The organism is Pelotomaculum sp. FP (assembly GCF_004369245.1).
GTDB classification, from domain to species: Bacteria; Bacillota; Desulfotomaculia; order Desulfotomaculales; family Pelotomaculaceae; genus Pelotomaculum_C; species Pelotomaculum_C schinkii.
Map to the genome: position 1 here is coordinate 1 of NZ_QFGB01000040.1, position 13,160 is coordinate 13,160.

Consider the following 13,160-nt stretch of genomic DNA (forward strand, 5'->3'; position numbering starts at 1 on the left):
TTATCATTATTTTGAAAAACAATGCACTAAAAAAGGTAACAGAAAACCGGCCCGGCCAAGGTAGCTGCTAAACAGTGACCTGGGGGGCCGGCATAAAAGCTATTATCATCATAACAACCCATACCCAGTAAAGAGGGCTTGACTGCCCATTCGCACCACGGCGTCCAGGGCTTGGATTGTGGATATTGTATAGGTAATTTAATTACTTTAGGTATCACCACCATATTTCAGGTGCTGTTGCCCAACTACTATAATAGCCACTTCCACAATACAGGAGTCGCGCGACTGACTGGTACCGTTACCGTACCCGCTGTGAAATCGGCTAATGATTTTGTTGGTCTCGGCACCCGTACTTTGGGAACCGGTTCCCGAACCTATCTGGATTACCCATATTTCCCTTAATTGGAATTTTGGTTGTCCGGTGGTTCTAATACTATTATACGAGGGGGATAAGTCGTGTCGGAAAGTTTTATTCAGGAAATGTTTGCTGAAAGGATCGGGGGCTCGAACTTCGGTAAGGATACGGTTATTTACAAGTTCGAAAAGATTAAACGTGCTAAAGATGCAGCCAGAAAAGCTCATCCAGGTGTGGAAATAATCGATTTGGGGGTAGGGGAACCCGATGAAATGGCTGATGTGGGAATTGTGGGCAAACTGACCGAAGAGGCCGCAAGGCCCGAGAACCGGGGATATTCCGATAACGGGATCCAGGAGTTTAAAGTAGCGGCGGCCAAATACATCGAGAAGGTCTACGGCGTAAAAGGTTTGAATCCCGAAACGGAAATAATACACGGTATCGGTTCAAAGCCGGTGCTGGCGATGCTCCCGGCGGTGTTTATAAACCCCGGTGACATTACCATAATGCCGGTGCCCAATTACCCGGTGCTGGGAACCCTGACCAGGTGGTTTGGCGGCCAGGTGGTCAACCTTCCGATAACGCCGGAGAACGAGTTTCTACCCGATATAGAGTCTCTCGATGAGGAAACCTGTAGAAGGGCCAAACTGTTGTACCTGAATTATCCCAACAACCCTACCGGGGCAAGCGCAACCAGAGAGTTTTTCGAAAAGGTAGTGCGGTTTGCCAAGGAAAAAAACATCATAATAGTTCATGACGCCGCTTACGCCGGGTTGGCGTTCGACGGGGAGAAACCTCTGTCTTTCCTGTCGGTTGAAGGGGCCAGGGATGTGGGGGTTGAACTGTTCTCCTTGTCCAAGGCGTTCAACATGACCGGCTGGAGGCTGGCGGCGGTCGCCGGGAACGAGTTGATTATAAAAGGATTTGGCGCCGTAAAGGACAACAACGACTCTGGCCAGTTCGCCGCTATACAGAAAGCTGGGATTTACGCCCTGGAGCACCCCGAGATTACAGAAAAAATCAGCGAGAAGTACTCCAGAAGGCATAATATGTTGGTATCAGCATTGAATGAAGTTGGATTTAATGCCAGAAAGCCAAAAGGATCATTTTATCTTTATGTAAAAGCACCCAAAGGCATAAAGGGTGGCAGAAGGTTCGATAACGCCGAAGACTTTTCGCAGTACCTTATCACCGAAAAACTTATCTCAACCGTCCCTTGGGATGACGCCGGCAGTTATGTCCGCTTCTCAGTAACCTTTATAGCAAACGGTATCGAGGAAGAGAAAAGGGTTATTGACGAGATAAGAGAAAGGTTTTTAGATGTGGAGTTCGAGTTTTAATCTCGATCTTATTAATGGTCCGAAACTTTATATTCGGTACTTTATTATTTTTTATAACGAAAGAGATGGAGATTTCTTGTAGAAAATTACTCTCGGTAGTATTTAATCGATGCTTGAAGCTTTAAAAAGGAGGATATTGAGTGAAAAGCATAACTACCTTGTTTGTGTTGGTGGCTTTTGTATTTGGAATGATTTTTTTACCTAACATGTCTCAAGCTGCGGTTCAAGAAAGTACTTGCTACTTTTCTGTACTATTTAATGAAAATAAGATTCCTAGTGATTTTAGCGCGAAACTGGCATCTTATGGAGGGGAAATTACATATACTGTTCCTGAAATAGGATTTGCACAGGTAAAAGGAAATAGTGAAATGTTTTCAGAGTTAAAGAGCTTTTCTTCAGTAAACTTAGTTAACCCTTCAGTTTCTTGGTCCATGCCTGAAGTTAAAAAAAACGGATTGAAAAGTGATTTAACTCTAGATACAGATCAGTCTTCCTTATGGGATCTTGAATGGGATATTAAACGTGTTACTCAAAATGGTGCAAGTTATCATTTGGGAACCGGTTCCCATAATGTTGTAGTAGGGATTATTGACAGCGGCATTGCTCGTGAACACCCTGATTTGGTTGCAAACCTGTTACCGGGCTCAAAGAACTTTGTCCCCGCAGGTGGCTACAGGAATACGGAACCATATGAAACAGGTAATACCGGTGAATATGATGATAGAATGGGCCATGGCAGCCACATCGCTGGAACCATTGCAGCACATGGGAAGATGTTAGGTGTAGCACCGGACACAGGAATCCGTGCTTATCGTGTATTTGGAGAATCCATGGCTGAGACAGCCTGGATTGCTGCCGCTATTGTGGCTGCAGCAAATGATGGGGTCGATGTTATTTCTCTGAGCCAAAGTGGTTTTGATCTAATAGGTCAAGCCTTTTGCATCGACCCTTTAACCGGGAAGAAGGTTGCATTAGGAAATGATATTGCTGATTTCTTAGCTTATAAAAAAGCTATCCGGTATGCAATAAATAAAGGTAGTTTAGTGGTTGTAGCAGCTGGTAATGAAGGTATGAATTTAACAGCGAAAGGAAATGTGACTGACTACCTGAACTCCATATATGGTAGCTATGGTTTAAATTTTGTGGGGGCAGGATTTGAAGTGCCCGGAACGGTTCCTGGTGTAGTGACAGTATCCGCAACAGGGCCTGACGATACATTAGCTTTATACTCTAATTTTGGACCAGGCTTTATTGATCTAGCTGCCCCGGGTGGTAATATATCCGGGTTTCTTGAGTACCAACAGAATGGCAAGCTTGATGAATACTATGAGAAGGAGCTTTATAAAAGTGAGTTTTGTTTAAGCACGGATAATCATGGAGATTATTCCTATAACGCAGGTACATCTATGGCAGTGCCTAAAGTTGCGGCTGTTGCTGCCTTAATTATTGACAAATATGGTCAAATTGGGCCTGGCAAGGTAGCAGAAATGCTCTATAAAAAGAGCATCGAACCAGTAAGCGGTAAGGAACAGTCTTATTTTGGAAGTGGTCGCTTGAATGCAGTTAAAGCTTTGACAGATTAAATTCCTTATTGCCCAGGGCGTGCAAGACGCTGCTTATGTCCATCCAGAAGAAATGCCAAATTTAAAAAGGGTAGAAGAGAGGGGTTCTAAGGGAACCCTTCTTCATTTTTAGTTCATGCTAAATCCAGACAAGATTTTGTAATAGCTAGACGCGATTCTGCTATTTTTAGACAATAAATATAGACAATCAGCTTTAATATTGCTAACTTAAAATCTACTGCCATCTTTTTGCTTTAGTTGCATTAAAGGGGTTGAATTGTTTTTGAGAATAGAGGTAAAAAACGAGTTTCCCTTTATAATACTATTTCTTTCTGTTATCCTTGCGGTATTTATTGTTTTGGATATGAGTGGAACTGTGCGGGTTGTTTTGGGATTGTCTTTTGTACTGTTTTTCCCCGGGTATACCTTAATAGCAGCCTTGTTTCCAGCTAGAGACGATCTTAACTGCATTGAACGGATTGCCTTGAGCTTCGGTCTAAGTATAGCCGTGGTACCGCTTCTGGGTCTTATCCTTAACTATACTCCATGGGGGATAAGGCTTTATCCCATATTGTTGACGCTTTGGATTGTTACGTTCCTGCTGTCCGTTATCGCAATCCACAGAAGAAATAAACTTTCTTTTGAAAAACGTTTTATGGTTTCTTTAAACGTAGAAGCAACTAAATGGGGCAACCTTTCACGGATGGACAAAATTCTCTCGGGGGCACTGGTGGGAACTATTATTTTTGCAGTAGGAAGCTTTTATTATGTCACAACCATACCAAAAGTTGGTGATCAGTTCACGGAATTTTACATTTTAGGCTCCGGCGGGAAGGCAGAGTTTTACCCCCGGGATATAAAAACAGGTGAGGAGAAGGAGGTTATCCTGGGAACTGTTAACCACGAATACCGTCCGGTCTCCTATACAGCTGAGGTAAGAATGGACGGTTATGTAAAGACACGACTCGGCCCTTTTCAATTAAACCATGAGGAGGAAAATGAAGAGCCCGTTAGCTTCAGTGTTGATGAGCCCCATGAGAATCTGAAGGTAGAGTTTTTATTATTTAAAGACGGGGAGAGCGCCCCCTATCGCTCCCTGTATTTGTGGGTGAACGTCCATGAGTAGATTTCAAGTACACATCCAAAGATGGGTTCCTGTTTTCAGAGGCAATGTTTCCAATAAGGATCATTTTTTTATGTGGTTGTATGCGCTCGCCGTCACTGCCGCGGAGATTGTCACAGCCTACTACAACCCGCTGTACGGAATCGCCTGGCATGTGGTTTTGCTGGTGGCCTTGCTTGTACATGCTTCCCTGGCCTATAACCAGACCATAAACCTGGTCTATTTAGCACTATCCCTGGCTCCATTGATCCGGATCATGAGCCTGTCCATGCCGTTAATTGGCGTTCCGCCCATGTACTGGTACCTGATCATCAGTCTTCCGCTCTTTGCCGCCGCGGCATACGTGATGAGGTTTGCCGGATTCAAGCCAAGGGAGGTCGGGTTGACCGTAGGCAACTTACCCCTTCAGTTGCTGGTGGCTTTCCTTGGTGTGCCGCTGGGACTGATGGAATACCTGATTTTAAAACCCGCTCCTCTGGTACCGGAGTTTACTTTGCAGTATGTATGGCTTCCGGCGCTGATCCTGCTTGTCAGTACCGGGTTTTTGGAAGAATTTATCTTTCGCGGGGTTATGTATCGTACGGCTGTGGAGACATTGGGCAGGTGGTACAGCATAATCTATTTCAGTTTCATATTCGGGGTGCTGCACATCACCCACCGTTCACCCGTGGACCTGGTTTTCGTTTTTGCCGTTGCGCTTCTTTTTTCCATGATCGTCGGCTTTTTTAGATCCCTTTTGGGGGTCTCCCTGGCTCACGGATTAACGAATATCGGTTTATACATCATTTGGCCATACCTTTTAAGATAAAAAAGTTTCATGGAGAAAAAGTTCAAATGACTCAAGTATTTTTTTTACTGTCTTTTTTTGCAGCCCCAAATCAAGATGCCATCTGGATGAAAGCCATAGTAAGAGGTTAAAGCTGCCGCTTGTTGACACCTCTTACTATGGCTTCTCCTTTAACTTTAGGATAAGCCTCAATTTTATAAACTTAAATTATTGGATAACGCTTTATTTTTTCCATGTAAGGTTTTTATAGTAAAGAAAGCAAATTCAATAGGTGAGAGAGAGGGAAAAAAAATTTTTCTTGCGACCCTCAAAACCAAATGATAGGAGCGTATAAAATTAATATAATTAGAATAGTTAATTTGCTCTGGAAATAATTAGTATGATTTTCATGATTTGCATGTTGGAAATATAAATATTCTCCTAAATTCAAAAAGGTAAACTTGCCGAAAGGTAGGGGCACAAAGCTACGGGTCTAAAGCCGCGCATTATTTTAGAAAAAGCGCCGGGGCCATGATCGCCGGGCCGCTGAAGGGAAAAGCTGCTAATTTCTTTAATAGCAAAATTCCGTTGCCGGCGATCCGGAAGCGGTTTTTTTTTCGCTAAATATGTTGTATGCAAATCCAGACAAGAAAATGTAACTTTTAGACAAGATAATGTAGCTTCTAGACATGGTGGGCAGGAGCCGGCTCCTTTTTAAATAAATAAATGAAAGAGGTAGCCCTTTGGACACGATGACTCTCTTTTCACTGTTAATGGTTTCGTTTCCTGAAGCGATCCTGGTGGCGATCCTGGGATTTCTACTGGTAGGACTCAGGCCCTGGTGGCGCGATTTACTTATAATAGGGGCCTTACAGGCGGGTTTTTCTTATATCATCCGGCTCTTGCCGGTGCCTTTCGGGCTGCACTCAATTCTTGAAATATTTTTATACATACTGAATATTCGTCTGGTTACCCATCTGCCATACAGGATAATTTTACTTATATCTTTACTTGGACTGATCTTTTACGGTTCAGTGGAAACGGTAACGATACCATTCATGTTGCATATTACAGGTTTTTCATTGCTTGATGTTTTGAATCATACTTATATAAGAATTTTTTTCTTCCTCCCTCAGGCACTGGTCATGCTGATATTTATAGCAGCCTGTAAAATTTTTAATATCTCTTTAATCGGTTATTCTCAAGAATATGGTCGTTCAGGTCGGCTATCAAAAAAGGAATTTCAACATTATTTAAAGGAAGACATAATAAACAAACAAAATCTTCTTGTCTTTGTGGTTGTTCTCCTGCCCGTGCTTCTGCTGGTTATTTTAAACAGCTCTTTTAATGCTTTCAGATTGAATATATTTTCTGAAGAGCACATTAATATTTTTACCGGGCTCATTGGAATATTCATTAGTGTTTTGACGGTACTATCCACGGTAGCCGTCAAAAAAATCGGACAGTATGTGGAAAAGGAATACGAGGCTAAGAGAGCGGAGGAAAATTTAAAACAGATCAAACAATTGATTGACTCTTCCAGAAAGCAGAGACATGATTTCCACCATCAGTTGCAGACCATTTACGGACTGCTGGAAAGCGGCTCCTATGATCTAGCACGGGATTATATTGGCAGAGTATTCGGTGACATATCCAAAAACGTGGAATTGATCAGAACTGATAATTTTACGATCAGCGCCCTTCTCTACACGAAGATAGGTATGGCCGAAGCCAGAAGCATAGAAATGGAAATAAGCATTGAATGTAGCCTTATAGAAATACCTTTAACTCCTCATGAAGCAAGCTCCTTGCTTGGAAATTTGATTGATAACGCTCTTGAGGCAGTGGAAGATAAAACAGGTGGATTAAGGCAGGTAAATGTGAAATTAACCCGTGAACAGGGGGCATACGTAATTAGTATTAGCAATACAGGGAACCCTATCGCCCCCGAAATGAGACCTACTATTTTCAAACCCAATTTTACCACAAAAAAGGCTCACTCAGGTTTGGGCTTGCCAATTGTTAAAGATATCGTAACCAAACACAGGGGCAGCATCGAAATAAGCAGCGACACTGAAAAAACGACCTTTACCGTTGCAATACCTATCAAAAAATGAGGTGTGTTGAATGAATCTAAACCATCTGGCCGGAGGAGCTGCAAACTACCTGTCTAAGGAACTGGCGCTGGATGCTGGTAAAATCGATACTCTACGCTTTGGCCTGGAAATTATTTTTGGCACTTTCATAAAAGGGGTTACCCTTATCAGTCTGGCCCACTTTCTTGGAATACTTCCCGAAGTGACATTTGCAATGGTTTCCGGGGCTCTTTACCGGCTCCTCAGCGGCGGAGCCCACTGCAGCGGGTATTGGAGGTGCCTTACTCTGGGCGTTTTGATTTATCTTGGAGCTGGAGAACTAGGTTTCTCCCTGAAGCGTTATTTATCAACAGATTTCCTGGTATATTCGCTGCTAGCCGGATATTTACTATCTTCCCTTTGCGTTATTGCCTGGGTGCCGGGGGAAGTACCTTTTAAGAATATTAGAGATATATCCAAAAGAGTCATGTTTAAAATTCTTTCACTAATCTATCTTAGTTTATGGCTAGGGGCAAGTATTATTGTTGTCCACCATTTCAACTCATCTCTTGCCTTGGCAGGTCTTATTGCCGTCATTACCCAGACAGTAAGTTTTTCTCCACCAGGCTACAAGGCGGTCCACCAATTAGATAGCCTTTTGGCAGGATTTTTTAAGGAAAGGAGGTGCTCAGCTCATGATGCGGGCTATTAAAAAATTAATGTTTACACCTATCGTTATGGTTGCCCTGTTAGTCGCCGCCGCCGGAGTTAAGCCGGCTAGTTTCTTTTGGTTATACCAGCCTGCTCCCCCTGCAAAGTCTGAATAAAGGACGGGGAAATTTCACATGAAAATAACTGTCTTGATTGCTGAAGATGACCCGGACATGCGTCATGTGATCAGAAAAGTAGTTGAAGAAGTTGAAGATGTAAGAGTTATTGGTGAGGCCGGGGATGGGCTGGAGGCATCAAAGCTGATTGAAGAATTATCGCCTCAAGTAGTTTTTGTAGATATCGATCTTCCGGGGAAAAATGGTGTTGAACTGGCCCAGGAAACATTCGATATCAACCCCCGGACCTTTATTGTATTTGCCACAGCTTCCAGCGAATTCAGAGGGGAAGCCTTTGATGTCTATGCTTTTGATTACCTCGTCAAGCCTTTTAAACTGAACCGGGTTCGGCAGACAATGGAAAGGATCAAACTGGTTCTGTCCGGAAAAGTCGCTGGCAGGCCAAGGTCTAACTTAAAGAATTTTAATAAAGATGTAAGCAGGAAACAATTTTTTAGAAATGACAACAGACTTGTTTATTTGAACCTTGATGATATCATCTACGTCACCAAGGAAAGCCGTAAGTCCAAGATCTATTTTGTCGGCGGTCAAGTTCAAACAAACGATAAACTCTCTGTTCTTGAAGAGAAGTTGGCAGGATACCCATTCTTCAGAAGCCATAGCGGGTTCATTGTAAATTTAAAGATGGTGAAGGAGCTTATTCCAACCGGAAGAAGCAGCTATGAAATGGTTATGGAAAACACAAAGCAAAGACCGTTAATAACAGTTGAAAAATTTAAAGAACTTGAAGAATTGACAAATGCCAAACTTCCAAAGAGCAGTTGAAGGGTTCTACGCGGACCCTTCTTTTTTTGTCAATTGGTGTATAAACAAGGTATTGTAAGAATTAGACAAGGTTTTGCTATTTTTAGACAATAAATATGGACAATCAATTTTAATATTGCTAACTTTAGACTAGCTAATATATGTAATAGGAGGGTAATCCAATGGGTCCGGCCAATAAAAATGGTTTGTGAGGAAGCCAAGGAAGCTTACGATAATGCTCCTCCGAATTCAGACTATACGAACCACCGTCTAATCTCAAAATCATATATATGTAAAAAGTAAAGCTTACCTGCTGGTGCAATAGTATTTTTTATTAAATTAAAACTATTTTCGTTTATATCAACTGTTTTTATCGAAATCATTATCACAAGAGTTAATTAAATTAATAAGGAGGTAAAAGATGAGAATGATTCTGAGAAAACAAGTAACTGCGTTAATGCTATGCACACTCATGGTTTTCAGCGTAACTTTCACCCTGGCGTTGCCAACGGCCCAGGCCGGCACCGTTAACGATGTGGGAAAACAATTGGAAAAGGTTTACGATCAACTGGTCCTGGATGCTGGCGGCAAGAATGATGTGGCTGCTGCTCAGGTAAAGCTCGCCAATCTGAACAGGGATCCTAATAGTGCGCCATGGCCGGATGTTTTCGCCATATTACTGACTGACCAAGTAATGACCAGGCTGGGCGGAGAGGTCGCGGCCAAGAACAAAATAATTGATTTTGTGTGCGATCTTGCTGCTGTCCAATATTCCGCCAATAAAGGCGATCTAAGAAAAAATATGGAGAAATTTAAGAAAAAACATGCTTCTACGGTCACAGCGCTGTTCGGAAGCGACTTCACCATCGACTACCTGTATGACTATTTACAGGCTGCCAAAGAGGAGGTCCCAAACGTTATCACTAATGACGTTTCAGGTTTAATTGCACTTGCCTCCGGAGACTACAGGCAGATACGTAATAGCGTGAAAGGATGGCTCCGGGATGCCTTGACAAAAGCTGCAACCGGTCAATACAGTCTCTTCGAGAACAAACTCGGCGCTTTAGGATGGAGCATCGACAAACTGACTGATGCCAAGGACCTTGTCAGCGCCCAAGTGGATCCTGGCTATGCCGGTGAGATTGCTCTCATGAAAGCATACGTCCGGTCAGAAACTCACTTCCTGAAAGACGAGAAACAGTGGGATCATAACATTAATATGAAAGCCGGTAACACGTTGCCATTAAAGCTGTCGATTTTTGGCTTCCCCCTGGCCGGATATGTTTTACACTGGAAAGTAGATGATATCAGTGCTGCAACAGTGAATGATTCAACAAAAACTTTGACAGCGGTGACCAAGGGCAAAACAAAGCTCCAGGCATATTTGAATAACCCTGATACTGATTGGGTCTACCAGGGGACTGTCCATGTAACCGGAGGTGGCGGCGGTTCCATCAAATAGCCTATCTTCTTAGACTTGCCGGCTGCGGGGAATTCATCCGCTCCGGAAGTTATCCTGCTGACGTACTAGATAAGATCTTGAATGCTGGTATCATCCCGTTATCGATAGTGTTTGTATCCCTCGTGTTTGTCAAAGTATAAAACGTCCTTTAAAAAGCCGGTGTTGAAAGGAACTGTCTGTATGAATTATGACGTCATTGTGATTGGTGGAGGCCCGGCTGGCTCTGAGACAGCACGACTTATTGCTGAAAAGGGTTATAAGGTGCTGGTAGCCGAGGAACACCGGAAAATTGGCGAGCCCATACAGTGTGCGGGGCTCATCAGTCTGAGAACGTTGCAAACCGCAGTTATGCCGGTTGGCATCATCATCAACCAAATCAACGGCGCTTTTGTCCACTCTCCGGGCGGAGAAGTACTAACGATCAGAGACCAAGGTGGATACGCTTTTGTAATCGATCGGTCGGAATTTGACCGTAAGTTGTCGGAAAGAGCTCAGTGTGCCGGCGCGGAAATTCTGACCGGGATTAGGGCTAGTATAGGCGAATTTTTTTCCGGTGGGGCCAGCGTAAAATTAAAATCTCGTGGTGGAGAGTCTATAGCAAAAACCCGTTTGCTGATCGGGGCCGACGGGTCCAAATCCCATGTTGCCCGCCGGATCAATGCTCCGCAAGCTGAGGATGTGATCCGTATGTATGCAGCCGAAGTGGAGCTAAAGTGCCTGGAAAAAGATATGGTTCACATCTTCCTGGGTAGGGAAATCGCACCGGGTTGGTTCGGATGGGTTATACCGGTGGACGAAAAATACGCAAGGGTAGGGATCGGTGTAAGCGGGAAGGGCAAGCACCCAATATCTTACTTTAACAGGATCGTGGAGACCTATCCTGGAATTTTTAAGGGTATGAAAATTGTCCGCGCCACGGGTGGCGTTGTTCCCATTGGTTTGCTTCCCAGAATGTATGGCGAGAGAACCTTGCTGGTGGGGGACGCTGCCTGCCAGACCAAACCCATATCGGGGGGAGGGCTGTATCTTGGGTTGCTGGGTGCGGAAATCTGCGCCAAAGTGGCAACTAAGGCACTCTCAAAAGGAAATCTATCGCCAGAGTTCCTTTCAGAGTATCAATGGCTATGGGAGAGGGAGATGGCGGACGAAATACAGATAGCCCTCAGGCACAGAAATATTTTCCTTACTATGTCCGACAAGGAAATGGACCAATTAATCCGGTTCTTCAGCCATCCCTTATGGCAGAGTGTAATATCCAGATACGGTGATGTCGACTATCCATCGAGGTTGGCAGGCAAACTATCCTTTGCCAGACCCTGGGCAGAGAAATTTTTTATGGCAGGGTTTAAAAAGATACTGAACTACTGCTCAGCAGCTCGTGCATAGAAAAAGTAGAGTGGTATGTATAATATAAGATATGCAAAAGGCACTGTTTATGCGGTGCCGTTTTGTTTTATATCTGGTAAATTTACATTATATCCCAGGTGTGGTCCGTAGAATTATTTTTTGCGGCAATCCGTTTTGTGTAGGAGATATTCTTTAGCAGGAGTGAGCGGAATGAAACTTAAGAATATCCAGTGGGCGCTGGTCCTTATAATCCTTATACTCCTTATACTCCTTATACTCGGAGTAACATTGGCCTTGCAGTTGCGTGTTGCCAGAAACATGCAGAGTGAGGGTATACGGAGAACAGAGGAATTATCTAGCCAGGTTGCCACGACCAAGAAGGAGTGCGATGCGTTGCAGGCGGAGGTGTCCAGGATAAGCGCGCAACTAGACAGGCTGTCCGCAGGTCCCCTTGTGCCACAAGCGAAAGAGAGCATGGGCAGCGCGGAGATTCTTGCCGGTGTTACCGAGCTTACTGGCAACGGCGTGGAAGTAACCTTAAAAGATAGCAGTATCTCGCTGGAACCTGGTGACAACCCTAACCTGTACGTTGTGCATGATGAAGATATCTTGAAAGTAGTGAACGAGTTGAAGGCAGCCGGAGCCGAAGCGATCTCGGTAAACGGCCAGCGTCTTATAGCCACTACCGAAATCAACTGCAGTGGACCCACCATCAGGGTGAATAAAAAACCGCTTACCCCTCCATTTGTAATAACTGCCATTGGCAACCCGGAAACGATGGAAAGCTCTTTGAAGATGAAGGGCGGGGTAGCTGAAATCCTGCAATTTTATGGCGTCCAGGTCTTAATAAAAAAGTTGTCGCAGATCACGATCCCTGCCTATACGGATCTTTTCGCTGCACCAGATAATACTGGTATCAGACAAAATGAGGCTAATGATGTGCTGGAAATTGCCAAAATAAAACAATATGCTGGTATAGTCCCATTATCCGGGCCGGGGGTGGAAATCTCTGTAGAAAGCTTCTCCGGGCAAGCTGTTTCCGGCTCTGTTTATGACTGTAAAAGTATCACGGACGAAGATCTTTTGAAAATTGTCAACGACCTGCGTAACGCAGGCGCCGAAGCCATTGCCATAAACGATCAGCGCCTCCTGGCAACCAGCGAGATACGTCTTGCCGGCAATCATATCAACGTAAACGCAATCCCTCTCTCACCTCCTTACCTTATTGCCGCCATCGGCAATGCCAGCGCACTCAAAAGCAGGTTGGAAATAAAAGAGGGTCTTGTTGAATATCTAAAAAAATCTGGTGTATCAGTTAAGGTGAAGGTAAAGGACAAACTAACGATACCGTCCTTTACCGGCACTGTAAAATTTGAATATGCCAAACCTGTCCAGTGAAGAATTGACAAATACCAAAGTCCCTAAGACAATTGAAGGCTTCTTAGAGTTAACTATTCAATTACCTTTAGTTAAGCACTCGAGACAATAATTTGCAAAATTTAGTCACGATTAAGTTGCTTTTAGACAAAAAATCTAGA

At 43.8% G+C, this 13,160-nt stretch carries 12 protein-coding genes and 1 riboswitch; all 12 genes read left to right on the forward strand.

The window, feature by feature from the left end:
- Positions 1 to 171: 171 nt before the first annotated feature.
- The gene (locus tag Psfp_RS21760) at positions 172 to 402 is read left to right on the forward strand and encodes a hypothetical protein (protein WP_192895439.1); all 231 of its coding nucleotides are present in this window, start codon (positions 172 to 174) and stop codon (positions 400 to 402) included.
- 54 nt (positions 403 to 456) lie between these two features.
- On the forward strand, positions 457 to 1,695 hold the full coding sequence (locus tag Psfp_RS14475) for an LL-diaminopimelate aminotransferase (RefSeq protein WP_205079584.1): 1,239 nt from the start codon (positions 457 to 459) through the stop codon (positions 1,693 to 1,695).
- Between the two features lie 140 nt (positions 1,696 to 1,835).
- The gene (locus Psfp_RS14480) at positions 1,836 to 3,278 is read left to right on the forward strand and encodes a S8 family serine peptidase (RefSeq protein WP_134219255.1); all 1,443 of its coding nucleotides are present in this window, start codon (positions 1,836 to 1,838) and stop codon (positions 3,276 to 3,278) included.
- A 262-nt stretch (positions 3,279 to 3,540) separates the two neighbouring features.
- Entirely contained in the window at positions 3,541 to 4,383 is an 843-nt protein-coding gene (locus Psfp_RS14485; protein WP_134219256.1) for a DUF1616 domain-containing protein, read from the forward strand.
- 70 nt (positions 4,384 to 4,453) lie between these two features.
- Positions 4,454 to 5,188, forward strand: coding sequence for a type II CAAX endopeptidase family protein (locus tag Psfp_RS14490; protein WP_243120669.1), 735 nt, complete (start codon positions 4,454 to 4,456; stop codon positions 5,186 to 5,188).
- A gap of 402 nt (positions 5,189 to 5,590) precedes the next feature.
- Positions 5,591 to 5,697, forward strand: a riboswitch (cyclic di-GMP riboswitch).
- A gap of 357 nt (positions 5,698 to 6,054) precedes the next feature.
- Positions 6,055 to 7,263, forward strand: coding sequence for an ATP-binding protein (locus Psfp_RS14495; protein ID WP_243120670.1), 1,209 nt, complete (start codon positions 6,055 to 6,057; stop codon positions 7,261 to 7,263).
- Positions 7,264 to 7,273: 10 nt separating this feature from the next.
- The gene (locus Psfp_RS14500; RefSeq protein ID WP_134219259.1) at positions 7,274 to 7,933 is read left to right on the forward strand and encodes an accessory gene regulator B family protein; all 660 of its coding nucleotides are present in this window, start codon (positions 7,274 to 7,276) and stop codon (positions 7,931 to 7,933) included.
- A gap of 7 nt (positions 7,934 to 7,940) precedes the next feature.
- Positions 7,941 to 8,048, forward strand: coding sequence for a cyclic lactone autoinducer peptide (locus Psfp_RS14505; RefSeq protein WP_282434346.1), 108 nt, complete (start codon positions 7,941 to 7,943; stop codon positions 8,046 to 8,048).
- Between the two features lie 18 nt (positions 8,049 to 8,066).
- Entirely contained in the window at positions 8,067 to 8,834 is a 768-nt protein-coding gene (locus Psfp_RS14510) for a LytTR family DNA-binding domain-containing protein (protein WP_134219261.1), read from the forward strand.
- Positions 8,835 to 9,234: 400 nt separating this feature from the next.
- The gene (locus tag Psfp_RS14515) at positions 9,235 to 10,275 is read left to right on the forward strand and encodes a hypothetical protein (RefSeq protein WP_134219262.1); all 1,041 of its coding nucleotides are present in this window, start codon (positions 9,235 to 9,237) and stop codon (positions 10,273 to 10,275) included.
- A gap of 180 nt (positions 10,276 to 10,455) precedes the next feature.
- Positions 10,456 to 11,661 (forward strand): NAD(P)/FAD-dependent oxidoreductase, encoded by a 1,206-nt coding sequence (locus tag Psfp_RS14520; RefSeq protein ID WP_134219263.1) that lies wholly within the window; start codon positions 10,456 to 10,458, stop codon positions 11,659 to 11,661.
- A gap of 171 nt (positions 11,662 to 11,832) precedes the next feature.
- Entirely contained in the window at positions 11,833 to 13,020 is a 1,188-nt protein-coding gene (locus Psfp_RS21765) for a DUF881 domain-containing protein (protein WP_192895440.1), read from the forward strand.
- Positions 13,021 to 13,160: the final 140 nt, after the last annotated feature.

Bases quoted from the DNA above. Each gene is read 5' to 3' on its own strand.
- Psfp_RS21765 (WP_192895440.1), top strand. From the start codon at position 11,833: ATGAAACTTAAGAATATCCAGTGGGCGCTGGTCCTTATAATCCTTATA.
- Psfp_RS14520 (WP_134219263.1), top strand. From the start codon at position 10,456: ATGAATTATGACGTCATTGTGATTGGTGGAGGCCCGGCTGGCTCTGAG.
- Psfp_RS14505 (WP_282434346.1), top strand. From the start codon at position 7,941: ATGTTTACACCTATCGTTATGGTTGCCCTGTTAGTCGCCGCCGCCGGA.
- Psfp_RS14490 (WP_243120669.1), top strand. From the start codon at position 4,454: ATGTGGTTGTATGCGCTCGCCGTCACTGCCGCGGAGATTGTCACAGCC.
- Psfp_RS14510 (WP_134219261.1), top strand. From the start codon at position 8,067: ATGAAAATAACTGTCTTGATTGCTGAAGATGACCCGGACATGCGTCAT.
- Psfp_RS14515 (WP_134219262.1), top strand. From the start codon at position 9,235: ATGAGAATGATTCTGAGAAAACAAGTAACTGCGTTAATGCTATGCACA.
- Psfp_RS14500 (WP_134219259.1), top strand. From the start codon at position 7,274: ATGAATCTAAACCATCTGGCCGGAGGAGCTGCAAACTACCTGTCTAAG.